Annotated in this window: 22 protein-coding genes and 1 pseudogene; 9 read left to right on the forward strand and 14 right to left on the reverse strand. The window is 72.8% G+C overall.

What is annotated here, in order from left to right; all coding sequences use genetic code 11:
* Positions 1-9: 9 nt before the first annotated feature.
* Positions 10-1,254, reverse strand: coding sequence for a tyrosine-type recombinase/integrase (locus ACQPXB_RS25130; RefSeq protein ID WP_432844642.1), 1,245 nt, complete (start codon positions 1,252-1,254; stop codon positions 10-12).
* 148 nt (positions 1,255-1,402) lie between these two features.
* On the opposite strand from ACQPXB_RS25130, the gene ACQPXB_RS25135 reads away from it, so the two are divergent.
* Together ACQPXB_RS25135 and ACQPXB_RS25140 are read left to right on the forward strand one after the other, a co-directional pair.
* Positions 1,403-2,488, forward strand: a complete 1,086-nt coding sequence (locus ACQPXB_RS25135) for a response regulator receiver protein (protein ID WP_432844643.1) — start codon at positions 1,403-1,405, stop codon at positions 2,486-2,488.
* 265 nt (positions 2,489-2,753) lie between these two features.
* A complete protein-coding gene (locus ACQPXB_RS25140) occupies positions 2,754-4,178 on the forward strand; it encodes a selenium-binding protein SBP56-related protein (protein WP_386945535.1) in 1,425 nt (474 codons plus the stop codon).
* Positions 4,179-4,187: 9 nt separating this feature from the next.
* Here ACQPXB_RS25140 and ACQPXB_RS25145 read toward each other — a convergent pair whose 3' ends face one another.
* The 5 genes and pseudogenes from ACQPXB_RS25145 to ACQPXB_RS25165 form a co-directional block, all read right to left on the reverse strand.
* Positions 4,188-4,937, reverse strand: a complete 750-nt coding sequence (locus ACQPXB_RS25145) for a hypothetical protein (RefSeq protein WP_432844644.1) — start codon at positions 4,935-4,937, stop codon at positions 4,188-4,190.
* A 17-nt stretch (positions 4,938-4,954) separates the two neighbouring features.
* Positions 4,955-6,444: pseudogene (locus ACQPXB_RS25150) on the reverse strand (amidase).
* Between the two features lie 157 nt (positions 6,445-6,601).
* Complete coding sequence (locus ACQPXB_RS25155) at positions 6,602-7,444, reverse strand: TIGR03621 family F420-dependent LLM class oxidoreductase (RefSeq protein WP_432844645.1); 843 nt, start codon at positions 7,442-7,444, stop codon at positions 6,602-6,604.
* Between the two features lie 98 nt (positions 7,445-7,542).
* Positions 7,543-8,028: a MarR family winged helix-turn-helix transcriptional regulator gene (locus ACQPXB_RS25160; protein ID WP_386945529.1), complete on the reverse strand. Its 486-nt coding sequence runs from the start codon at positions 8,026-8,028 to the stop codon at positions 7,543-7,545.
* A gap of 13 nt (positions 8,029-8,041) precedes the next feature.
* Complete coding sequence (locus ACQPXB_RS25165) at positions 8,042-9,298, reverse strand: MFS transporter (protein WP_432844646.1); 1,257 nt, start codon at positions 9,296-9,298, stop codon at positions 8,042-8,044.
* A 99-nt stretch (positions 9,299-9,397) separates the two neighbouring features.
* Here ACQPXB_RS25165 and ACQPXB_RS25170 point away from each other — a divergent pair, with 99 nt between their 5' ends.
* From ACQPXB_RS25170 to ACQPXB_RS25180, 3 genes are all read left to right on the forward strand, one after another.
* Complete coding sequence (locus ACQPXB_RS25170; protein ID WP_432844647.1) at positions 9,398-10,483, forward strand: DUF5937 family protein; 1,086 nt, start codon at positions 9,398-9,400, stop codon at positions 10,481-10,483.
* 128 nt (positions 10,484-10,611) lie between these two features.
* Positions 10,612-11,208, forward strand: coding sequence for a ClpP family protease (locus ACQPXB_RS25175; RefSeq protein ID WP_432844648.1), 597 nt, complete (start codon positions 10,612-10,614; stop codon positions 11,206-11,208).
* 298 nt (positions 11,209-11,506) lie between these two features.
* Positions 11,507-12,385: a M20/M25/M40 family metallo-hydrolase gene (locus ACQPXB_RS25180; protein ID WP_366576056.1), complete on the forward strand. Its 879-nt coding sequence runs from the start codon at positions 11,507-11,509 to the stop codon at positions 12,383-12,385.
* Positions 12,386-12,403: 18 nt separating this feature from the next.
* Here ACQPXB_RS25180 and ACQPXB_RS25185 read toward each other — a convergent pair whose 3' ends face one another.
* Positions 12,404-13,345, reverse strand: a complete 942-nt coding sequence (locus tag ACQPXB_RS25185) for an AraC family transcriptional regulator (RefSeq protein WP_432844649.1) — start codon at positions 13,343-13,345, stop codon at positions 12,404-12,406.
* Between the two features lie 81 nt (positions 13,346-13,426).
* Here ACQPXB_RS25185 and ACQPXB_RS25190 point away from each other — a divergent pair, with 81 nt between their 5' ends.
* Together ACQPXB_RS25190 and ACQPXB_RS25195 are read left to right on the forward strand one after the other, a co-directional pair.
* Complete coding sequence (locus tag ACQPXB_RS25190) at positions 13,427-14,248, forward strand: NAD(P)H-binding protein (RefSeq protein WP_432844650.1); 822 nt, start codon at positions 13,427-13,429, stop codon at positions 14,246-14,248.
* Positions 14,249-14,277: 29 nt separating this feature from the next.
* A complete protein-coding gene (locus ACQPXB_RS25195) occupies positions 14,278-14,757 on the forward strand; it encodes a DUF1772 domain-containing protein (protein ID WP_366576061.1) in 480 nt (159 codons plus the stop codon).
* 33 nt (positions 14,758-14,790) lie between these two features.
* Here the strand turns inward: ACQPXB_RS25195 and ACQPXB_RS25200 are convergent, their stop codons facing one another.
* The 5 genes from ACQPXB_RS25200 to ACQPXB_RS25220 form a co-directional block, all read right to left on the reverse strand.
* Positions 14,791-15,279, reverse strand: coding sequence for a GyrI-like domain-containing protein (locus ACQPXB_RS25200; RefSeq protein ID WP_432844651.1), 489 nt, complete (start codon positions 15,277-15,279; stop codon positions 14,791-14,793).
* 22 nt (positions 15,280-15,301) lie between these two features.
* Entirely contained in the window at positions 15,302-15,622 is a 321-nt protein-coding gene (locus ACQPXB_RS25205) for a YciI family protein (RefSeq protein ID WP_366576065.1), read from the reverse strand.
* Positions 15,623-15,632: 10 nt separating this feature from the next.
* Positions 15,633-16,439 (reverse strand): alpha/beta fold hydrolase, encoded by an 807-nt coding sequence (locus tag ACQPXB_RS25210; RefSeq protein WP_432844652.1) that lies wholly within the window; start codon positions 16,437-16,439, stop codon positions 15,633-15,635.
* Positions 16,436-17,770 (reverse strand): RNA polymerase sigma factor, encoded by a 1,335-nt coding sequence (locus ACQPXB_RS25215; RefSeq protein WP_432844653.1) that lies wholly within the window; start codon positions 17,768-17,770, stop codon positions 16,436-16,438. Before ACQPXB_RS25215 ends, ACQPXB_RS25210 begins: the two co-directional genes overlap by 4 nt.
* Before the next feature lie 108 nt (positions 17,771-17,878).
* Positions 17,879-18,649, reverse strand: a complete 771-nt coding sequence (locus ACQPXB_RS25220; protein ID WP_432844654.1) for a TetR/AcrR family transcriptional regulator C-terminal domain-containing protein — start codon at positions 18,647-18,649, stop codon at positions 17,879-17,881.
* A 259-nt stretch (positions 18,650-18,908) separates the two neighbouring features.
* On the opposite strand from ACQPXB_RS25220, the gene ACQPXB_RS25225 reads away from it, so the two are divergent.
* Positions 18,909-21,254 carry a DEAD/DEAH box helicase gene (locus ACQPXB_RS25225; protein ID WP_432856778.1) on the forward strand — a complete coding sequence of 782 codons (2,346 nt, stop codon included), beginning with the start codon at positions 18,909-18,911 and terminating at the stop codon, positions 21,252-21,254.
* Entirely contained in the window at positions 21,251-21,895 is a 645-nt protein-coding gene (locus ACQPXB_RS25230) for an SWIM zinc finger family protein (RefSeq protein ID WP_432844655.1), read from the forward strand. The genes ACQPXB_RS25225 and ACQPXB_RS25230 overlap by 4 nt, the downstream gene beginning before the upstream one ends.
* On the opposite strand, the gene ACQPXB_RS25235 is transcribed toward ACQPXB_RS25230, so the two are convergent.
* Both ACQPXB_RS25235 and ACQPXB_RS25240 read right to left on the reverse strand, forming a co-directional pair.
* Positions 21,892-22,674, reverse strand: coding sequence for an SDR family NAD(P)-dependent oxidoreductase (locus ACQPXB_RS25235; RefSeq protein WP_366576077.1), 783 nt, complete (start codon positions 22,672-22,674; stop codon positions 21,892-21,894). The two genes, ACQPXB_RS25230 and ACQPXB_RS25235, sit on opposite strands and share 4 nt — an antisense overlap.
* A 40-nt stretch (positions 22,675-22,714) precedes the next feature.
* On the reverse strand, positions 22,715-23,290 hold the full coding sequence (locus tag ACQPXB_RS25240; RefSeq protein ID WP_432856781.1) for a DUF4865 family protein: 576 nt from the start codon (positions 23,288-23,290) through the stop codon (positions 22,715-22,717).
* Positions 23,291-23,332 lie beyond the last annotated feature (42 nt).

Consider the following 23,332-nt stretch of genomic DNA (forward strand, 5'->3'; position numbering starts at 1 on the left):
GACCGCACGTCAGCCGGTGCCGGTGTCGTCGGGGAACCAGCTGGCCGCGACCAGGTCGACGGCGCTGCGTTCCGGGGCGCGGGCGGCGTGGTCGTAGGTCTGCTGGGTGGTGTCGATGCTGCTGTGGCCGACGTCGGCCTGCACGTGGACCAGCTGGGCGCCCGCTTCCACGGCAGTGGTGACGTAGAAGTGGCGCAGCGCGTGGGGGTGCATGGCGCCGGCGATGGGTTCGAGTTCGGTGCCGCCGGTGGCGGTGATGCGGCGGAGCAGCTGCCAGATCGCCTGGCGTTGGTAGCGGTTGCCGGTGCGGGTCTGCAGGAGAGGTGACGGTGGGGCGTGACGCGCCTGCGTGCGCCGTTCGACCGTGGTCTCGCGTGAGGCGGCCGCGGTGTCGCGGGCGGAGAGGTAGCTCATGAGCGCGTTCTCCGCCGGGACGCTGAGGTAGACCACGCGCGTCTTGCCGCCCTTGCCGAGCACGCGCAGGGCGCGGCGGCCGCGGGTGACGTGCAGGTCGGAGCGGTCCAGCCCGCACAGTTCGCTCACGCGCAGCCCCAGCGTGAACAGCGCGACCACGGCCACCGCGCGTGCCGTGTCCAAGGGACTCGCGCCGCGGCGGGGGGTGCCGGCGGCGGTGTAGAGGGCGCGGACCTGGCGCGTGGTGAGCGTGACGGTGCCGGACGTGCTGCTCGCGGCCGTGGCGAGGCCGAGCCGGCGGCGGTTGAGCGCGGCGGGGTTTCCGGTGACGAGGCCGGTGTCGGCGAGGTAGCCGTAGAGCGCTTTGACGGTGGCGAGCATCCGGTCGCGCGTCGCGGGTGCGGCGTCGGCGGTGGCGAGGGTGTCGAGCCAGCTCTTGACGTCGGCCGAGGTCGCGGCCATCGGATCGAGGCCGCGGGTGGCGCACCAGCGGAACCAGTGGTGCGCGCGCAGCCGGCCGCGGGGTGCGGGCGGGGGAGCGGTGGCCGTGGCCGGGCTCGGGGTGAGGCGGAGTGCGTCGGCGTAGTGCAGGACGGCGGTTCGCCAGGTGTCGAGGTGACGGCCCGGTTCGGCCCACTCGGCGAGGTCGGCCGCCGTGACGGGCAGGCCGAGTCCTTCGGCGTAGGTGCGGCGGGTGGCCTGGTTGCCGTAGCCGGCGAGCCACTCCGCGATCGCGTCGAGCAGCGCGGCGGGGTCTTCGACGCCCGGCCAGACGTCATGGTCGGCCGAGAGGGGGTACCCAGTTTTCGAGCCGGTTCCGAGGCTCACGATCTCACTCACAGCTGCCGGCTCCGTCACTCTCCGTCGACCAATTATCTTCTCGAGTAGCTTAGCAACAAAAGCTCTGTTCTGTAGCCGACCTGGGTATTGAGTTAGATAACTACAACCTCAGTTATGGGTTACATAACTAATCGGATAGGGTTCAGGAGTGACTGAAGGAGCTGTGATCGAGGACCGGACGGCCGCGCTGTGCGGGTTCAGGCAGTGCCGGGCGCCGTTGCCGCCACCGGGGCCGCGCGGGGGCCGGCCGTTCGAGTTCTGCCCGGACCGCCGCTGGCCCGGAGACCGCACGTGCAAGCAGCTCGCCGCCGCCGACCAGGCGCTGCGGGAAGCACTGGGCGACTCGGTCTCCCACGCCGGGCTGACGGACGCGGCCGCGGAGTTCGTCCGCGCCGCCACGGAACTGGGCGGGCCGCTGCAGACGCTGCGCAACGCCCTCGACAGCGTCGCCGCCCGCGCGCAGGACGAGGTGACCTCCGCGCTCACCCGCGCCGAAACCGCGGAAGGCCGCGCCACCGAAGCCGACGGCCTGCGCCAAGCCGCCGAAGCCCGCGCGCTGGACGCCGAAGAAGCCACCGCCGCCGCCCAGGCTCACGCCCAGGAACAGGCCGAGCTGGCGAAAGCCGCGCAGGAAACCGCCGCGCAAGCGGTGAAAGCCCGCAAGACGGCCGAGCTCGACCAGGCCCGTGCCGAAGCGGCCGCCACCGCCGCGGCCGAACGCGCCGACCAGGCCGCCACCGACATCCGCTCCGAACGCTCCCGCGCCGACGCCCTCGCTGCGGAGCTCGCCCAGCGCTCGGAGCAGCTCGCCGTCCGCACCACCGAACGCGACGCCGCGCTCACGAACCTCGCGCAGGCCCGCGCCCGCGAGGAGGAGGTCCGCCGGGACCTCACGGGCCGGCTCGACCAGACCACCGAGACACTCGCCGTCGCCCGGGCTTCCCTCGGGGACCTGGAGCAACGCCTGGACGCTGCCCACCAGCACCAGCGCACGGAATCCGCTGCCTCGGCCGAAGCCCTCGCTGAGGAACGCAGCCGCTCCGCCGTCCTGGCCGGCCGGCTGGACGCGGCCCACGAACAGCTGACCCGCGCCGCGGAGCACCACAACGGCCTGCGATCCCGGCTCGAGCGCGTGCACCGGCTCGCCCTGGCGACTCCCACCGAGAACACCGACCTGCGTGCCGACCTGCTGGCGGAACTGCTCGACCTGCCCGGGGAAACCCCTCGGCCCTGACCGTGAAGTTTCACCCTCGCGCCGCCTGGCCACCGTGGTGACTGCCCGCTCGGGCACCTGCCGCGGGCGGCCTGGACCGGCCGTTTTCCCTTGCGCGGCCAAGGGAAAACGCGAGCAGCACGCCAGTCTCACACCGCGTGAGCAGCGGCCCGGCAGCTCTCGCGGAGCCCGCGCCGATGCCGTCTGACGTGCGCGTTCACGCCTTGCGGCCCCGATGGCACGCGCGGGACATTGGCCGCGGGGAATCGGACACGGGAGGCAGAACGTGACGACGGGACAGTCAGCACAGGCACAGACCGATCCGACCTTCTACCGCAGCCCCGGCGACGCGATCGCGGCCCCGCCGGAGACGCTCGCCTATGTCGTGGCGTTCGACCGGACGGCCGCCAAACCGGACGCCCTGGCGACGGTCGACGTGGATCCCGACTCGGGTACCTACGGCAGCGTGGTCGGCTGGTCGGAGCTGCCGGGCAGCGGCGACGAGCTGCACCACTTCGGGTGGAACGCGTGCAGCAGCGCGTTCGCTCACACCGGCCACGACACCGACGGCCTGCGCCGCCGGTTCCTGCTGCTGCCCGGGCTGCGTTCCTCGAACGTCCACGTCTTCGACACCCAGCCCGACCCGCGGCAGCCGGTCCTGCACAAGACGGTGACCGCGGCGGAGCTGGCCGAGAAGGCCGGGTACTCCCGTCCCCACACCTCCCACTGCGGGCCGGATGGGGTGTACCTGTCGTGCCTCGGCGCCGGCGAAGGCTCGGCCGGTCCGGGCGGCATCGCGCTGCTCGACCACGACACGTTCGACGTGGTGCGCGCGTGGGAGACCGAGCGGGGCCCGCAGTACCTGGCCTACGACGCGTGGTGGCACCTCAACCGGAACGTCCTGATCAGCAGCGAGTGGGGCACCCCCGCGATGATCGAGGACGGCATCGACCCGGAGTTGCTGCTGGGCCACAAGTACGGGCATTCGCTGCACTTCTGGGACCTGGCCGAGGGCCGGCACCTGCAGAGCGTCGATCTCGGTGAGCAGCACCAGATGGTGCTCGAGGTGCGTCCGTCGCACGACCCGGACGCCACGTGGGGGTTCGTCGGTGTGGTGGTGTCCACCGAGGACCTGTCGGCTTCGGTGTGGCGCTGGCACCTCGACGGCGACACCTGGGCGGTGGACAAGGTGATCACCGTGCCCGCCGAGCCCGCCGACGCCGCGGATCTGCCGCCGGCGCTGCGGCCGTTCGGGGCCGTGCCGCCGCTGATCACCGACATCGGCCTCAGCGTGGACGACCGGTTCCTGTACGTGTCGTGCTGGGGCATCGGTGAGCTCAAGCAGTTCGACGTCAGCGACCCGGCCCACCCGAAGGAGACCGGCTCGGTGCGTCTCGGGGGCATCACCGGGCGGGTGCCGCACCCGTCCGCGCCGTCGCTGCAGCTCTCGGGTGGTCCCCAGATGGTCGAGGTGAGCCGCGACGGTCGCCGGATCTACGTCACCAACTCCCTCTACGGCGCCTGGGACGACCAGTTCTACCCGGACGGTGTCGGGGCCTGGATGGCGAAGCTCGAGACCGATCCCGTCCGCGGCGGCCTGCGCGTCGACGGGAAGTGCTTCCTGCACGGCGAAGACTTCCGTGGCCTGCGGCCGCACCAGGTCCGGCTGGAGGGCGGGGACGCCTCGTCGGACTCGTACTGCTACCGCTGAGGGCCTTGGTCAGTTCGCGAATTCCGTGAAGGGCGAGTTGCAGAGACTGCAGGTGATCGGCCCCAGCTCGAGAACCGACCGGGCGGCCCGGATGCGGCGCGGCTTGTCGCACCCGCACACCGCCGCCACGTAGTTCGGCCCGCCGCGGTGAGCGCCGCGGCCGTCCACCGGCGCGATCACGACCGGAACCGGTGCCGGCACGACGACGTCGGGCTGGTCGGGATCCGTGGGCAGCGGTTCCGGAGCCCGCGCGCGGACCGCGACCTCCTGTTCGGTGTGCCGCCACACCGTCAACGCCCGTTCGAGAACGCGCAGGGAACCCGCGTAAGCGTCGATCGTCGCGGGCAGGGCGGTGGTGGCCGACCACCCGATCCGGTCCGCCTGCTCGGCCCGCACGCCCAGCTCGTGGGCGAGCGCCGCGAACCGCTTGTTGTGGTACCGGCCGTCGCTGACGTCGACGATGTCCCGGGTCGCGGCCAGGCCGTGCGCGGCTTCGTGCAACGTGGTGGCCAGGATTTCCGCGGCGGGGCGGCGCAGGCCTTCGGCACCGAGGAAGAACTCGGCGCGAGGGTCCTCGCCGGGGCCGACGTGCCAGCGGGAGCGGGCGAAGTGGCCGTGGATCTCGGTGGTGGTGCCCATCGTGCCGGACGCCAGGACGAGGATGGCGTCGGGCACGTCGGGGTGCCGGCTGCGGATTTCCGCCCACAGCTGTTCCATCGCGTGCATGACGCGGGTCGTCGGGCCGAGCTCGGGGGTCACGCCCGCGATTTTGCCGCTTAAGCGGTAAGCAGGCCACCGAGGGTGGGTAGTACGTCCCGCCTCGGGGCCTGGAAGCCGCCGATCTTCTGTTCGAGCAGTTCGGCCAGCCGCAGCGGGGTGCGGTCCTCGAACATCGGGCCGATGAGCTGGACCCCCACCGGCAGCCCCTCGGGGGACTGGCCCGCTGGTATCGCGGTGGCGGGCAGGCCGGGCATGGTGGCCAGGCCGGCCCAGACGAGCTGGTCGAAGTACGGGTACGCGGCGCCGTCGATGTCGATCCGGCGTTCGAGCGGGTTGGGGTGGTGGTCGTGACCGAACGCCGGAGTCGGCGTGATCGGGCAGACCACGGCGTCGAACTCGGCGAAGAGCTGCCGCCAGCCGTGGCGGTGGAGCTCGCGGCGGTTGTTCACCTCGAGCCAGTCGCGGTGGCTCAACACCATGGCGCGCAACCGCGTCGCGTCGAGGCTCCGGTCGTCCGCGTTCAGTCCGGCAGCGCGGGTCTGCAGCTGCTCGTAGGCGTCGATCGGAAACCGTGCGACGGAGCCCGAAACCAGCAGCTGCATGTACAGCGTCGCGGCTTCGGCCAGGTCGGGCAGCAGCGGAGTTTGCCGTTCGACGCGGGCGCCGGCGTCGGAAAGTGCGTCGGCCACCCGGTTCACGCCCGCCCGCACCGCGGACCCGGTCGGGATGAGCGGGTGCTCGTCGAGGACCAGGACGCGGAAGTCGCCGAGCCGTTCGTGGCGCGGGGGCGGCAGTGTCACGTGGTGCGCCTTGCCGTGCGTGAGCGGGTCCGGTCCGGCCATGACGTCGAGCAGGAGTGTGAGGTCACGGGCGGTGCGTGCCATCGGGCCGACGACGGCGAGGTCGAGGTCGACCGGCAAAGCCGGTGCCGGCGGCGCGACCATGCCACGGGTCGCGGCCAGTCCGAGTGTGGGTTTGGCGCGTAAATGCCGCAGAAATGCGCGGGGGTGCGCAGTGAACCGGCGAGGTCGGAGCCGATGGACAGCGCGCAGAATCCGGACGCGAGGGCCGCCGCTGATCCGCCGGAGGATCCGCCTGCCGTGCGGTCGTGATTCCACGGATTGTGGGTGGTGCCGTAGATCTCGTTGAAGGTCTGGATGTCTTGCAGCCCCAAGGGCACATTGGTCTTGCCCAGCACGACCGCGCCCGCGGCCTTGAGCCGCGCCACCTGGACCGCGTCCTCGGCCGGCACGTAACCCCGGTGCTGCGGCATGCCCCAGGTCGTCGGCAGCCCGGCGATGTCGTAGGACTCCTTGACTGTCACCGGGATGCCGAGCAGCGGCCGGTCCTCGCCGCGAGCGCGCGCCTGGTCGGCATCGCGCGCGGCGGCTCGCGCACGGTCGAAGTCCGGCACGCAGATCGCGTTGATCACCTTGTCGTCGCGCTCGATCCGGGCGATCGCCTCGTCGGTCAGTTCCGCCGAGGTCACTTCACCGGCATGCAATGCGGCCGCCAGCTTTTCGGCTGGCTGAAAACTCCACTCCATATTTCGACCCTAGGGGCCGCTCGAACAGGTCATAAAATGCCGATTCGCACAACGGGATACCCGGCCCGATTTCTCGTGCTCTCGGGTCACAGAAAATTCGCCGCGCGGCGCCCAGGGTGGTGGAGCGGATGCGGACCCTGGGCGCCCGCGACGTCGGTCAGCTGAGGTGCTTGATGACCTCGGCGAACGCGGCGAGGTGCGGTTCGAGCACGCTGATGTAGGTGGTGCCGAAGGTTTCGCGGTAGCGCTCCAGCCGCTCGGCGATCTCGCGCGGCGAGCCGACGAGCACGCCGGGCAGCTGGGTGAGCTGGTCGTCGGGCAGGCCGCTGGCCTGGCGGATGATGCCGAGGTCGAGCTCCTCGACGCTGTCTCCGACGGCCGCGACGAACAGGTTCAGCTCGATGTCGCCGAAGCGGTCGCCCGCGGCGTCGCGCAGCACCTGCACGCGGTGGGCGAAGGCGTCTTCCGGGGCGGTGCCCGGAGTGACGCCGGCCATGATCGAGAAGCTGAAGATGTCGGCTTCACGGCCACCGAGCGCCACCATGCGGTCGCCCGAGCCGGACAGCATGATCGGCGGCACGGGCGCACCCGTTTCGGCGGCGAGCAGTTCGCGCGTGGCCTTGAGCGTGGACTCCAGCTTGCGGATGCGCTCGCCGCCGGATCCCATCGGCACGCCGGCGGCCTCGAACTCGTTGGGCATGTAGCCGGTGCCGAGGCCGAGCTCCAGCCGGCCGTCGGTGAGGCGCTGCACGTCGGCGACGTCGCGGGCGAGGTAGGCGGGGCTGAGGACGCCGGCGTTGAGCACGTAGGTGCCCAGCCGGATGCTCGTGACGTCGGCTGCCGCGACCAGCGCGGGGAACGGCGAGGCCATGCCGAGGTGGTCGGGGACCTGGAGCACGTCGTAGCCGCGGTCCTGCACTTCGCGGGCGCGGGCGCGCCAGTCCGTGCGGGAACCGACGTTGAGCAGGGAGACCCCGAAGCGGAAGGGGTGGTTCGTCATAGGGGCGGATCCTTCGCATGCGAACGGACGGAGAGAGCCGGTACGGCCTGCGGCTCACACGTACGCCACGCTAGCCCCGTTCACCGCCATGATCGAGATCACGGGATTTCGGAACCCTTACCGGTGACGCGGGGCTCGCGCAGGTGGTCGAGCACCCGCCCGAGCTGGTCGACGAACTGCACGCGCTCGGCCGCGAGCAGGGGTGCGGTGAGCTCGGCCTGCACGTCGTCGAGGGTCCGGGTCATTGCGGCGAGGTGGGTGCGGCCCGCGCCGGTGAGGGTGACGACGTTGCGGCGCCGGTCGGCCGGGTCGGGCGCGCGCAGCACGAGGCCGCCGGCCTCCAGCTCGCTGACGGCCTCGACGACGTAGCTGCGGTCGATGCGGCAGCGCCGTCCGAGCGCGGCCTGGCTCGCGGGGCCGAACTCGTCGAGCGCGGCGAGCAGTGCGTAGTGGTAGCGGCGGAACCCGGCGGCGTCGAACGCCTCGCCCACCAGCCGCGTGACCTGCGTGGCGAGCTGGGCGACGAGCCAGCTGGGCCGGCTGCGCAACAAGATGGGGACGCGGTCGTCCGCCGGAGTGTCCATGGTGGAAGCGTAATCAGCGGCCCGCACCGGCACCGCCGCTCGGCCCTGACCCGTGCCGGCGAGCAGAGCGCCTCGCCGGTGCTTGGTCCTTCTCGATGGCGGCGGCGGAGACGAGCGTCGCCGCGGTGAGGCTGCCCCAGAGGGCGGCCGGGCCGTGGGCGGCGAGCGCGGTGATGACCGCCGGGGAGACGGCGAGGCCGAAGCCCGTGGACAGCTGGAAGCGGGCGAGGGCGCGGCCCAGGACCGGTACCGGGGCCAGGGCAGTGACGAGCGCGGTCGCGCTGCCGGCGTAGATGATCTCGCCGAGGGTGCAGACCACGGACACCGCCGCGACGGCCGGGGCTCCCCAGCCAACGCCCAGCGACGTGGCCGCCAGAAAGCCGAGGTAGGACCCGGCGATCACCACACCGGCGAGAGCCAGCACGGTGCGCCGGGAGAAGCGGGACAGCAGGACGGTGACGGGAACCTGCAGGGTGACCACCAGCACCGTGTTGGCGACGAAGATGGCTGCCGGCCACACCGGGGACGCGTGCAGCTGCGTCACCAGGACCAGGGGAAGCGCGACTTCGGGGACGTTGAGGCAGAAGACGTAGACCACGTTGGCGGCCAGCACCGTGCGCATCCGAGGTGCCGGCCGATCGGCCCCGTCGCCGGCCGGAGCAGCGGCCGGATGTGCGCGGATGTGCACCGACCACGCCAAGGCCGCCGCGGCGAGGTAGGCGAGTCCGGTGACGGCTGCCAGCGCCTGAAGTGCGGTGGTGCCGCCGGTCAGGCATGCGGTGGCGAGGAGGGCGCCCGCGCCGAGGCCGGCGTTGCGCAGTGCGCGGCCTCCCGCGAGTGCCGCGTCCCGTTCCCGGCTGTGGGAGACCGTGGCCACGAGGGCGGCGTGGGCGGCCGGCCAGGCCTGGTTGCCGATGCCGAGGAACAGCGCCGCCGTCGCGAACAGCCAGACGTGCCCCGCGGGGGCGGCGAGCAGCAGTGCCACGCCCAGCACCCGCACCAGCATCGACGCCGCCACGGCCGTGCTGCGCGCGCCCCGGTCCAGCCACCGGCCGACGGCGGGCATGCACACCAAGCCCGCGACGGCGCCGACGGTCATGGCGATGCCGGTGACCGGCGGGGAGAGCCTGAGCACCGTCACCCCGTAGAGCAACAGGAAGGGCCGCAGCAGGCCGGTGCCGAGCGCGTCCACGGCCAGGGCGACGGCGTAGCGGGGGCCGCCGGAGGCACGGACGAGGGCGCCCGGCCGGATCTTGGTGGTGGTTGCCATGGCGTCCACGGTGCGGCCGGCCGCCGGGATCACCGCGTCGGTTGACGGACCCCGTCAATCGACGCGGTCTCCGGCCGTCGGACCGGCGAAGATGAGGGGATGACGTTGAGGATCGACATCGGCGGCCTGCCGTCCGGGGGTCTCCGGTTCGCGGCGTCGCCGCTGGCCGAGCTGACCGCGATGCTGCACGTGCTGGCCGAGCCCGGGCATCACCCGCAGCTCGCCGGCTGGGCGGGCGAGGTGTGGGCGGGGCTGCGGCCGGAGCTGGCCGAGCGGCTCAGGGAGGCGGAGTTCCTCTGGCGTTCCTCACGAGCCGACTTCCTGGTCCCCGCGCGGCCCCGGCCGACCCTCGCCGAGGAGCTGGACGACGTGGACCGGATCGACGACGAAACCTACGTGACGGCCGCTCTCATCACCACGTGCGGCAGCAACCGGGTCCACTTCTCCGGGCCGTCACCGCTCGCCGACGCGACGGCGCGCGAGCGGGCCCTGGACCTCGCTCAGGCCCGTGGCGCGCTCCAAGAGGCTTTCGCGGAACGGCTGCTCGCGGACCCCGCAGCCGTGCGGGCCCGGGTGCGCCACACCCTCGAACAGTGCGCCGAAGCGTTCTTCGACGCCGCCTGGCGGGGCGTCGCCGCGCAGCTCGCCGCCGATCTGCGGCTGAAGAACGATCTGCTGAAGCGCCAGGGTGCCGGGGCGGCGCTCGCGTCGGTCTCCGGCGCCGTCACCCTGGCTCCGGACGGCAGCTGCATCATCGTGGACAAGCTGCAGGACAACGCGACCGCCGCCCGCGACACCGGGGTCACGTTCCTGCCCAGTGTCTTCGGCCGCCCGCACCTGGTGGCGATCCACGCGCCCGGCTGGCGGCCGGTGGTGCAGTACCCCGTCGCCGCGGCGAGCCCGTCGGCGCCGGTCTCGCTGGAAACGGTCACGCTCCGGCTGGAAGCACTCGCGCATCCGGTGCGGCTGCGGCTGCTGCGCACCCTGGCCCGCGGCCCGCACACCACTGGCGAACTCGCCCACGCCTGGGAGCTCTCGCCCCCGGAGGTCTCCCGCCACCTCGCCGTCCTGCGCCGTGCGGGCCTGCTCACGACCCGCCGGCACGGCCGGTACGTCCGCTACACCCTCAACCTGCCCGATCTGACGGCGCTGGGGACCGATCTGCTGGCGGCCGTCCTGCGCTGAGCGGCTTCGGCCCGGGTGATCGCCGGGAGCGAACCGGCCACGCCGTGAGCGAACGGCGCCCCCACGGCCGTGCCCGCGCTCCTACGTTCGGGGCGGACAGGGATCTCGCACCGAGTGAGGAGAAGACGATGACGCTGACGGTGGTTCCCGAAATGCACGCGGCGGGGCAGCAGCCGAACGAGTCGGTGTACGAGCAGTTGCTGCGCGACCGGATCGTGTTCCTGGGCACGGAGGTGACCGACGAGGTGGCGAACCGGATCACGGCGCAGCTGTTGCTGCTGGCCGCGGACGACTCGGAGAAGGACATCACTTTCTACCTGAACTCGCCCGGGGGTTCGGTCACGGCGGGGATGGCGATCTACGACACGATGCAGCTGGTGAAGCCGGACGTGGCGACCTGGGGGCTGGGGTTCGTGGCGTCGATGGGGCAGTTCCTGCTCTCGTCGGGCACGCCGGGCAAGCGGCACCTGCTGCCGAACACGCGGATCGTGATGCACCAGCCGTCGGCGGGGATCTCGGGGGCGGCGACGGACATCGCGATCCAGGCCGAGGTGTTCGGCAAGATGAAGCGGCGGATCGCGGAGCTGACGGCGGCCCAGACGGGGCAGTCGGTGGAGCGGATCACCGCCGACGCCGACCGCGACCGGTGGTTCGACGCGCAGGAGGCGCTGGCCTACGGGTTCGTGGACCACATCGTGGGTGCGGAGCGGGTCGCCACGGCCTGAGATCGTCCGGGGTGGACCGGAGCCGGTTTCACCTTTGCCGTGCGGTGCCGCGGCCCGGGCGAGCGGCGACGATGGTGGCCGGTGCGGGCGCGGGCCCGTCCGGTCATCTCGTGACACGGGCTCGGGCTCGGGGAGGAGCACCCTGGTGATGCGGTCGTCGAAACGGGTCCCGTCTCGCAGAAGACTCCTGCTCGCGCTGATCGCGGGCGTGGTTGTGGCGGGTTGTTCGGCTCCGGCGGAGGAGCCCGTCAGCGTTCCGGCCACCGACGGTCCGGTGGCCCAGCAGTTGAAGAGTGCGGTGAGTGACGCCGGCGCGGTCGTCCACCTGCAGGCGTTGCAGCGGATCGCCGACGAGAACGGCGGCAATCGGGCGTCCCCGGGCCCGGGATACGACGCGAGCGTCGACTACGTGGCCGGTGTCCTGCGGGCTGCCGGTTACCAGGTGGACACACCCACTTACGAGGGGTCGCGGCAGCGGGGCACGATGCGCAACGTCGTCGCCCAGACTCGCACCGGCAGCCCCGACCACGTGGTGGTGGTCGGGGCTCATCTGGATTCGGTGAAGGAGGGGCCGGGCATCGTCGACAACGGTTCGGGTGTGGCGGCGCTGCTGGAGATCGCGAAGCGGCTCGGTCCTTCGGCGGCGTTGCGCAACGCGGTGCGGTTCGCGTTCTTCGGGTCCGAAGAGGACGGTTCCCAGGGCTCGAAGGCTTACGTGCGCGGGCTTTCCACCGAGGAGCTCGGCAAGATCCTGCTCTACCTCAACGTGGACATGATCGCTTCGCCGAACGGCGGGTACTTCGCGCAGGGCGGGGTGGGTGACGACCGGTCCGCGTCGGGTCCGCCCGGTTCGGCCACCGTCGCCGGCGTCCTCGCCGGCCAGCTGAAGCAGACCGGGGTGGAACCGCAGATCATCGAGTTCGTCGGCGACGACGAATCGGCGTTCGTCGAGGCCGGGATCCCGTCGGGTGGCGCGGAGAACGGTGACCGCAAGCGGAAGTCGGAGCCGCAGGCCCAGGCGTGGGGCGGGTTGGCCGACGAGCGGTACGACCCGTGTTATCACCGAAGCTGTGATCGCCTCGACAACGTCAACCAGGTGGTGCTGAGCCACTACCTCGACGCGATTGCCGGGACGGTCGCCCACTTCGCGACGTCGGCGACCTCGAACCTCCGGTGACGATCTCCGGCGGCGCGGTCAGGCCGGCACGCGCGTGCGGTACTGCTGGGGACTGCGGCCGTATTCGCGTTTGAACGCGGCGCTCAGCGCGAACGCACTGCCGTAGCCGACTTGGCGGGCGATGGCGCCGATCGTGGTGTCGGGTTGCTGGCGCAGCAGGTCGGCGGCGAGGGCGAGGCGCCACGCGGCCAGGTAGGCCATCGGGGGTTCACCGACGGTCGCGGTGAAGCGCCGGGCCAGGGCGGCGCGGGAGACACCGGTGCCGGCGGCGAGCTCGGCGACGGTCCAGGGGTGTGCGGGCCGGTCCTGCAGCAGCCGCAGCGCACGGCCGGCGACCGGGTCGTCGTGGGCGCGGTACCAGGCCGGCGCGGGCGAACCGGGGCGGGCGAACCAGGTGCGCAGGGCGGCGATGAGCAGCAGGTCCAGCAGCCGGTCGAGCACGGCTTCCTGACCGGGGACGTCTCTGCCGATCTCGGTCGCGAGCAGCGGCACGAGCGCGTTGTCCCAGTCGGCCGCGCGCACGAGCAGGGTCTGCGGCAGGGCGGCGAGCAGGCGGCGCGACACTTCGCCGACGCGGGGGTAGGTGCCGGTGAGCAGCACGGTGGTGCCGCCGCCCGGTGTGCCCCAGGTGCGGACGCCGACGTCGACGAGGTCGACGAGGTGCTCGCCGTCGGGGGTGCGGCATTCCTGGCCGGGCAGGATCACCGCCTGCGGTGGGGTGGCCGGGTCGTCGGCGAACACGTACGGCTCGGGGCCGAGGACGACCGCGATGTCCCCGGCGCCGAGGTGTGTGGCGTCGTCGTGATCGGGCACGAGCCAGGCCTCGCCGGTCACCACGGCCACGACCGTCAGCGGGGCCTCGTCCTCGATGCGCAGTGACCACGGCGGCGTCAGGACCGAGCGGAGCAGGAAGGCCCCGTGCGCGCGGGGCCCGTCGAGGAGCGCGGCGAGCGGATCCATGCGAGCAGTGTAGACGATGGAACATGGGATCGAGCCGATGAACCATGAAGAGTCTCATTCATCGGCGCTTCACTGGCTCTCATGACGAAAACAACTCTGGTTCTGGGTGGTACGGGCAAGACGGGGCGCCGGGTGTCGCAGCGGCTGGCTGCGCGCGGTGCCGAGGTGCGGGCGGTCTCGCGGGGCAGCGAGCCGCGGTTCGACTGGGCGGACGACACGACGTGGGCGCCGGTGCTCGACGGCGTCGGCTCGGTGTACGTGACGTTCTATCCCGACCTCGTGGTGCCGTGGGCGGCGCCGGTGATCCGGGCGTTCTGCGCGGAGGCGGTGGCGGCCGGGGTGGAGCGGATCGTGCTGCTGTCCGGGCGGGGCGAGGAGGACGCGGCGGTCAGCGAGCAGGTGGTGCGCGAGTCGGGCGCGGCGTGGACGGTGCTGCGGGCGAGCTGGTTCTTCCAGAACTTCAGCGAGCACTTCTTCCTCGAGCCGGTGCTGGCGGGCGAGATCGCGTTGCCGGCCGGGCAGACCACGGAGCCGTTCGTGGACGCCGACGACGTCGCCGACATCGCGGCCGAGGCGCTGACCACGGGTGCGCTCGACGGCCGCACGCTGGAGCTGACCAGCCCGCGGCTGCTGACCTTCGGCGACGTGGCCGGGGAAATCTCCGCCGCGATCGGGCGGGATGTCCGCTATCGTCCGGTTTCGCCGGACGAGTTCGTGCGGCTCTCGACCGACGGCCGGGTGCCCGAGGACGAGGCGTGGGTGCTGGTCGAGCTGTTCGCGCGGGTGCTGGACGGGCGCAACTCGCACGTGACCGGCGACGTGGAGCAGGTGCTGGGGCGCCCGGCGCGCGATTTCGGCGATTACGCGCGCTCGACGGCGGCGACGGGCGTCTGGACGCGGTGAGCCGCGCCGGCTGGGGAAGGGAGCACGGCATGTCCACGGTGTCCGGGGTGGTGCTGGTGGTCGCGATCGTCGCGGCGGGGTTGATCGCGGGGTTGTTCTACTCCTACGCGGTGTCGGTGATGCCGGGCCTGGCGCGCGCGGACGACCACACGTTCGTCACGGCGATGCGCGAGATCAACATCGCGATCGTCAACGGCTGGTTCCTGCTCACGTTCCTCGGCGCGCCCCTGCTGGCGGCGGCCGCGGCGGTGCTGGATCTGGCATCCGGCGGGCGCGGGGCGCTGCCGTGGCTGATCGCCGGGTTCGCGCTGCTGCTGGCGATGATCGTGATCACGGCGGTGAAGAACATCCCGATGAACAACGCGCTGGACCGCGGCACGGCGCCGCTGGCCGAACTGCGGGCGCGGTTCGAGACGAGCTGGGTGCGGTGGAACCTGCTGCGCGCGTTCGCTTCGACGGCCGGATTCGCGTGCTTGCTCGGCGGGTGGCTGGCGCGCGGGACCGGCTGACGCGATGCTCAAGCCGGTCCCGCGGCGCGCTCGTCAGTCGGCGACGCGGAAGTACAGGTCGGTCTCCCACTTCGTGGCGTCGGGTTCCACCCGCGGGTCGGTGCGGTAGACCTCGAGGCGCCCGGTCCAGTGCTCGCCGTCGGCGGCCTGGGTGCGGTCCCAGCGCACGCCTTCGGCCGCGCCCCACTCGAGCAGTTCGGCGGTGGCGGCGACGAGTCCGTCGGGTGCGCCGTAGTGGGTAGCGAGCACGTACTTCCCGCCGGGCACGACGTCGTTGCGGTACTCCTCGCCCAGCTCGACCGGCGCGGCGACGGGCACACCGGCTTCCACCGTCAGGCTCGCCATGTCCGGGCCGATCACGAGGTAGCGGAAGAACGGCGCGCCCGCCGGCGCGACCTCGCGTTCGGCGAGGGCGCCGACGATCGTGGCGATGCGGTGCGCGACCTCGCGCAGCCCGTCGAGGCCGACGGTCGCGCGGTAGCCGACGTAGGGCTGGTCTTCGCGCTCCACCAGGGACGGCATGGGGTTCTCCTCTGGGTTCGGGTCAGCCCAGCATGGGGCGGACTTCGATGGTGCCGTACGCGGCGGCGGGGTGGCGGGAGGCGATTTCGACGGCCTCGTCGAGGTCGGCGCAGTCGATCATGACGAAGCCGCCGATCTGTTCCTTGCTCTCGGCGAACGGGCCGTCGGTCAGCAGGACGTCTCCGTCGCGCACGCGGACGGAGGTGGCGGTGGCCGGCGGGTGCAGGCCGCCACCGCCGACGAAGATGCCGCGGGCGAGCAGGTCGTCGGACCAGCCTCCGCACCCGGCGATCTTCTGTTCTTCCGTGGGCTCTTCGCCGGCGATCATGAGCAGGTAACGCATGAGCGGTCTCCTAGGCGTGGGTGAGGACTTCGGTCAGCCGGGTGGCGAAGGGGCCGGGCTCGCCGGCGAACGCGCCGTGGTCGCCGGGGAACTCCACGGCTTCCTGCCCGAGCGCGCGGGCGAGTTCGAGCCCGGCGGTGTGGGCGGGGGTGCCGGCCGCGGCCTTGCCGACGGCGACGACGAGGCGGGTGTCGGTGGCGCGCAGGGCGTCGAGGTCGGGTTCCCAGGCGCCGATGGCGGCCATGAGGTGGCCGAAGAAGAAGGCGAAGTTGCCCTGCATCCGTTTGCCCTGCTCGATTTGCTCGGCCGACGGGTGGGCCGGTGGCGGCGGCACGTCGAAGCCGGAGGCGGCCATGAACGCGCCGAGCGCGGCTTCGATGCCCTGCTCGCGGTAGATCGCCGGGATGTTGGGGAAGTCGGCGAGCATTTCGCCGAGGTAGCGGCTGATCGGCGGCTCGTGGGCGACCAGGGTCGCCACCTCGCCCGGGTGGCGCCGGGCGTGCTCCAGCATCGTGACCGCGCCGCCGCTGTTGGCGAACACGTGCGCGGGCTCGCCGCCGATTTCGGTGAGCAGGCGGTGCACGTCGTCGGCGTGCTCGCCGACGAGGTCGCGGCCGGGTTCGCCGGTGATCGGGCTGCGGGAGATGCCGCGCGGGTCGAAGGTGACCACGGTGTAGTGGCCGGTCAGGTGCGGGCGCAGGCCGGTGAACGCCGTGGCGTCGGCGGGTCCGCCGGGCACGAGCAGCAGCACGGGGCCGTCGCCGTCGACGTCGTAGGTCAGCTCGGCGCCGGGCACGCGCAGGGTCTTGGTGATCATCGCGGTCCTTCCGGTTCACGGGTCGGTTCGTCCAGCCGACGAACGGGCGGCGCCGGGACCGACACTCCGGCCCGGGATTTTTCGGGCGATGTTTCGGCGAGCCTGCGCCGCAGGTAGCTGCGCTCGGCGTCGGTGCGGGTGAGGTCGAACGCGTCGGTGTATGCGGCGTGGGCTTCGGCGGTGCGGCCGAGGCGGCGCAGGAAGTCGGCGCGGGTCGCGGGCAGCAGGTGGTAGCCGGCGAGCGTGCCGCGGGCGGTGAGCTCGTCGGCGAGCGCGAGGCCGGTCGCGGGCCCGAAGGCCATCCCCGCGGCGACCGCGTGGTTGAGCTCCACGACGGGGGTGGGCAGGTGCCGGCGCAGCTCGCGGTAGAGGCCGGCGATCTGGGCCCAGTCGGTGTCGGCGGCGCGGGCGGCGGTGGCGTGGCACGCGGCGATCGCGGCCTGCACCTGGTACGGCCCGGGGCTGCGGCGTCGTAACGCGGCTTCCAGCAGGGTCGTGCCTTCGGTGATCGCGGCGGTGTCCCAGCGGCCGCGATCCTGTTCCTCGAGCGGCACCAGCTCCCCGTTGCCGGCGACGCGGGTGGCCCGGCGGGCGTGCTGCAACAGCAGGAGCGCGAGCAGGCCGGTGGCCTCGGGTTCGTCGGGCATCAGGTGCACGAGCACGCGGGCCAGGCGGATCGCTTCGGCGGCGAGGTCCGGTCGTTGCAGGTCGGGTCCGGCACTGGCGGTGTAGCCCTCGTTGAACAGCAGGTACAGCACGCCGAGCACGGCCGCGGTGCGTTCGGGCAGCAGGTGCGCGGGCGGCACGCGGTAGGGGATGCCGGCGCTGCGGATCTTGCGTTTCACGCGCACGAGCCGCTGCGACATCGTGGCCTCCGGCACGAGGAACGCGCGGGCGATCTCGGCGGTGCTGAGCCCGGCCAGGGTGCGCAACGCGAGCGCGACCTGGGCTTCGACGGCGAGCGCCGGGTGGCAGCAGGTGAAGATGAGGCGGAGGCGGTCGTCGGGCACGGTGGTGTCGTCGGTGGGTGGTTCGTCGGGGACGATCATGCGCGCGGCCTCCCGGAGCTTGCCCGCTCCGACGGCGTCGCGGCGGATCCGGTCGACGGCTCGGTTGCGGGCGGCGGTGGTGAGCCAGGCCCCGGGTCGGGTCGGGATGCCGTCGCGCGGCCAGGTGCGCACGGCGAGGGTGAAGGCGTCCTGGGCGCACTCCTCGGCGAGGTCCCAGTCGCCGGTGATCCGGATGAGGGTGGCCACGACCAGCGACCACTCTTCCCGGAACGCCCGCGCGACGGCGGCCTCCACCGCGGCGTCCCGCCCGTGCTCCTCCACCCGTGCTCCCTCCGGTACCGGCTCGCTCGTACCCGCTCGACGATCGGGCATGCGCGAAACCGACACCTGGTGCGAACCTAAACCGGGGGACCGACAGTCTCCAGGCCTTCAGCGGCGCTCGACGAGCAGCGTCACCCCGTCGAGGATGCGGGCGAGGCCGAAGCGGAAGTGGTGCTCGGGGTTGGACGCGGCGTTGTGGGCCTGGCCTGCGGCGGTGCCGACGCGGCTCGCGCGCGGGAAGTTCGCGGCGTCGGCGGCGGGGATTTCGGTGAGGACGGGCGCGCTGCGTTCCCACCACTCGGCGTCGGTCAGGCCAGTGCGGCGCGCGAGCCGGACGGCGTCGATGGAGCCGCGCGCGGTGCCCTGCACGAGCCCGATGACGAGACTGACGACGGCGTCGAGCTCCAGCTCGTCGAGGTCGAGGCCGTCGAGTGCGCTGAGCTCGCGTTCGTACTTGGCGAAGGTGTTGGGTCCGAGCGGCGGGCGGCCGGTGGTGATCTGCAGGAGCCAGGGGTGGCGGTGGTAGAGGCGCCACAGGTCCTCGGCCACGGCGGTGAGCGCGTCGCGCCAGCCGGTCGAGGGCAGTTCGGCAGTGAGCTCGCCGTGGGCGTCGTCGAGCATCAGGTCGATCAGCTCGGCGTGGCCGGGCACGTAGGTGTAGAGCGACATCGGGGCGACGCCGAGCTCGTCGGCGGCGCGGCGCATGGTCACGGCCTCCAGCCCGTCGGCGTCGGCCAGCCGGGTCGCGGTCGCGACGACGTCGGCGACGGTGAGCTTGGGTTTCGGCCCGCGCCGCGGCGGCCCGGGGACGCCCCAGAGCAGCTCGATCGTGCGCCGCGGGTCGCCGCCGCCGGTGTACTCCGTGCTCATCCGCGTCATTCTGCCCTGTATTTCCTCGTACGTCGTACAGAGTTCTGGTAACGTCGGCGGACGGCGTCCGAGACCGACGGGAAGGGGAGTCGTGGGGAGCGCATCGCCGGGGGAGGCCGTCGTCGTCGAGCCGGGTTTCGTCGTGTTCTGGCACCCGGGCGGCACGACACCGGTGGGACCGGGCGAGCGGGGACCACTCGACGTGGTGCTGCGAGACGGTCTGCGCACGGTTCCGGCGCGGCGGGTCCCGGTTGCCGACGCCGTCGAACTGCTGGGCCGAGCCCGCGGCGACGCGTCGGCCGAGTTCTGGTCGGTCGCCGCGCAGGCGGGGACGCGCCTGGCCGAGGCCGGATGGACGGGACCGCTGGCACCGGAGGAAGAGCAGTGGCTGCGCCGGCTCGCGGACGCGATGCCGCCGCACGCCCACGCCACCCCGTTGCCCGGTGACCCGGCCCGGCTGCCCGAGCCGTTCCCGCTGCTGCTGCGGTTCCTGCGTGACGTCGCCGGCCTCGCCGCCACCACGCGGGTGTCGTTGCGGCTCGAATCGGACGACCTGGACGACGGCCGGTTCCGCGCGGTGGTGCAGGTGCACGGCGACACGCTCGTGGATGCGGCGGAACTGTGGCGGACCGGTGCCGAGGCGGTCCGCCACGAGGTACTTCTCCTGCTGCGGCGCTGCGCCGAGGTGTGGCCGGCGCTCGCGCCGCTGCTGGCCGCGCCCGTGCCCGCGGAGGTGGCGCTGCGCGACGACGACATCCGCGAGCTGCTCGGTGACGCCGCCGGCCGGCTGGCCGAGCTCGGCGTCGCCGTCCACTGGCCCGCCGAGCTGGCCGGGCTCACGGCCCGCGCCGTCGTGCGCCCCGGTGCCGCGCCGGACGACGTGCCGGCGTTCTTCGGGGGCGGCCGCGCGCTGGAGCTCGACTGGCAGCTCGCCCTCGGTGGCACGCAGTTGTCGGCGGCCGAGCTGGACGTGCTCGCCGAGGCCCGCCGGCCTGTCGTGCGGCTGCGGGATCGGTGGGTGCTGCTCGACCCGGCATCGGCGAGCCGCGCCCGGGAGCGGGCGCTGAAACCCCTCGCGCCCGTCGACGCGCTGGCTGCTGTCCTGGCCGGCACGACCGAAGTGGACGGTGCCGAGGTCGAGCTCGTCACCGATGGCTGGCTCGCCACCCTGCGCTCGCGGCTCGCCGAGCTGCCCGGACCGGCGCCGCAGCCCCCGGGTCTGACCGCGACCCTGCGTGACTACCAGCTGCGCGGCCTGCACTGGCTCGACACCGTCACCTCCCTGGGCCTGGGCGGCTGCCTCGCCGACGACATGGGTCTGGGCAAGACGCTCACCCTCATCGCCCTGCACCTGCACCGCGCCACCGGCCCGACGCTGGTGGTGTGCCCGGCGTCGCTGCTGGGCACGTGGGAAGCCGAGATCCACCGCTTCGCCCCGGGTGTGGCCGTGCGGCGGTTCCACGGCGGCGCGCGCTCGCTCGACGACCTCGACGGGTTCGTCCTCACCACCTACGGCACGCTGCGCGCGGACCCGGCGCCGCTGGCCGCCGTGGCGTGGGAACTGCTGGTGGCCGACGAGGCCCAGCACGTGAAGAACCACCGCTCCGACACGGCGAAAGCGCTGCGCACGCTGCGTTCGACGGCTCGGGTGGCGCTGACGGGCACGCCGGTGGAGAACACGCTGTCGGAGCTGTGGGCGATCCTGGACTGGACCACACCGGGCCTGCTCGGCACGCTGGCGGAGTTCCGCGCCCGGTGGGCGAAACCCGTCGAGTCCGGCGCCGATCCCGCCGCGGCGGAACGGCTTTCCCGGCTGCTGCGGCCGTTCCTGCTGCGGCGGCGCAAATCCGACCCGGGGATCGCGCCCGAGCTGCCCGCGAAGACCGAGACCGACCGGCCCGTGGCGCTGACGGCCGAGCAGGCCGCGCTGTACGAGGCGGCCGTGCGGGAGTTGCTGGCCGAAGTCGGGGCGAGCGACGGGATGGCGCGCCGCGGCCGGATCGTCAAGCTGCTCACCGCGCTCAAGCAGATCTGCAACCACCCGGCGCACTACCTGGCCGAAGGCGAGGACGCGCCGCTGTCCGGCCGGTCCGGCAAGCTGGAGCTGCTGGACGAGCTGCTCGACACGATCCGCGCCGAAGACGGCGCGGTGCTCGTGTTCACCCAGTACGTGGTGATGGCGCGGCTGCTGCAACGCCACCTCGAGGACCGCGGGATCCCCAGCCAGCTCCTGCACGGCGGTACTCCCGTCGCCCGGCGCGAGGAGCTGGTCCGCCGGTTCCAGGACGGCGCCGTGCCGGTCTTCCTGCTGTCGCTGAAGGCGTCCGGGACGGGCCTCACGCTCACCCGCGCCGACCACGTCGTGCACTACGACCGCTGGTGGAACCCGGCCGTCGAGGACCAGGCGACCGACCGCGCGTACCGGATCGGGCAGACGCGCCCGGTCCAGGTGCACCGGCTCGTCGCCGAGGGCACCGTGGAGGACCGGATCGCCGCACTGCTGCGGGAGAAACGAGCGCTCGCCGACGCCGTGCTCGCCGGCGGGGAAGCGGCGTTCACCGAGCTGACCGACGCCGAGCTCGCCCAGCTCGTGCAGCTGAGGAGGCCGGCGTGACCGACCGCGTCCGAGGCTTCCCCGCGTTCCCCGCGCGCGAAGGCCGGGGGCCGTTCGCGCGCACGTGGTGGGGCCGTGCGTGGCTGCGCGCGATGGAGGACACAGCCCTGGATCTGCGGCAGCTGCGGCGCGGCCGTCGGTACGCCGTCGCGGGCCTGGTCGGGCCGATCACCGTGAGCCCCGGCCGGATCGCCGCGACGGTGGACGACACCGACGGCGGCCCGTTCCGCACGAGCGTGCACCTGGCGGAACTGTCCACAGCGGACTGGGACGTGCTGCTGGGGCGCGCCGCCGACCGGGCCGGGAACCTCGCCGCGCTGCTCGACCGGCACCTGCCGACCGAACTGGCCGACGACGTGCCGCTGCTGCCCGGCATCGGCGACCTGGACCCGGAGTGCGACTGCCCTGGCTTCGAGCTGCCGTGCCGGCACGCGGCCGCGCTGTCGTTCCAGGTGTCGTGGCTGCTCGACGCCGACCCGTTCGTGCTGCTGCTCGCCCGTGGCCGCACCGAACGCGAGGTCCTCGACGAGCTCGGGCAGCGCACCACCCGCCCCGCCGACGGCATCCTGGCCGCCGACGCGTATGCGCGGGTGGTGCCGCCGTTGCCGGACCTGGCCGAGTTCAGGCCGATGCCGCGTTAGGCGTGGGTGCCGCCGTCGATGCGGATCTCGGTGCCGGTGATGAACTCGCCGTCGTCCGACGCCAGCATCGCCACGACGCCGGCGACGGACTCCGGGCGCCCGACCGGATTGCCGACGGGCGTCGCGAGGTCCGTCGGCAGGATCGGCAGGAGCTTGCCGAACAGCGCCCAGTCCACGTCCTGCGGCATCCAGGTGCCCGCGTTGTCGGTGATACCGCTCTTCACGCTGCCCGGCGCGACGCTGACCGCGCGCACGCCCTGCTTGCTGTACTCCAGCGCCAGCGAGTGCGTGAATGCCTGGATCCCGCCCTTGCTCGCCGCGTACGCCGCCATGTACGGGTGGGCGAACGCCGCGGAGGTGGAACTGAAGTTGATCACCACGCTCTTCCCCGTGGCGATCAGCGCGGGCAAAGCCTCGCGCGTGACCAGGAACGTGCCCGTGAGGTTCACCGCGACAATCCGGTTCCAGAACTCCAGCGACGTCTCGTGCGTGTGGGAGGCCTGCAGGATGCCGGCGGCGTTGACGAGCACGTCGAGCCCGCCGAGGTGCTCGATCGCGGCCGCGGTGCCCTTCACCACCGACTGCTCGTCGGCGACGTCCATCACGAAGGTTTCGAGCCGTGGGTCGCCCGCCAGCTCGGCCGTGCCCGCGATGGTCTCCGCGGACACGTCGGTGGCCACCACCCGCGCCCCCTCTTCCAGCAGACGCAGCGTGGTGGCGCGGCCGATGCCGGAACCGGCACCCGTCACGAGGATCCGGCGATCGTGCAAGCGAGTCATGCTGCTCCCTCAGGTTGCTCCGACGATCACCGTACCGAGTTCACCACTGCCTGCCACGGCGCAATTTCGCCAGGCCCGGCATCGACACGTGCCCGATCCGGTACCGCACGGGGTCTTCGTCCGGTGCGTCCCCGGCCCACAGCGTGTAGCGCACCAGTTCCCAGCCGCGCGGGTCGATCACGAGCGCTGCCGAGTGCACGCCGGCGCGCCGCGCGTGCTCGGTCAGGCCTGCGACCGCCGACGTGATCACCTCACCCGGCAGCACCTCGCGGGGCAGGATTTCCGTGCGTTTGCCGGCCGCCCGCGGTGTGGTCCCGAACGCGGGCCCCTCCTCGAACGCGAGCACGGTCCAATGCTGCACGGGCGGGCGGCCGAAGTCGTCGACGATCCCGCGGAACCCGCCGTCCCACAGGAACGAATGCATGCCCGCCGGGTCGTGCCAGAGGTAGAAGGGGGAGTACTGGTTGAGCGCCGAGCCGTCGACGCCGCGCTCCCGCACCCCGTACGCCTTGAGTCCCAGCCCGGGGAATTCGTCCAGCAACGGTCCCCGCTCGCGCACCCTGCGGTGGATGATCTGCATGTCGTAGCCGGCGGGCAGGGTGATCTCGTAGTGCATGGCGTGCACGGGTGACCTCCGATCGTCGAGGGTCCACACTAG

The organism is Amycolatopsis sp. CA-161197, assembly GCF_050942255.1.
Lineage (GTDB): Bacteria > Actinomycetota > Actinomycetes > Mycobacteriales > Pseudonocardiaceae > Amycolatopsis.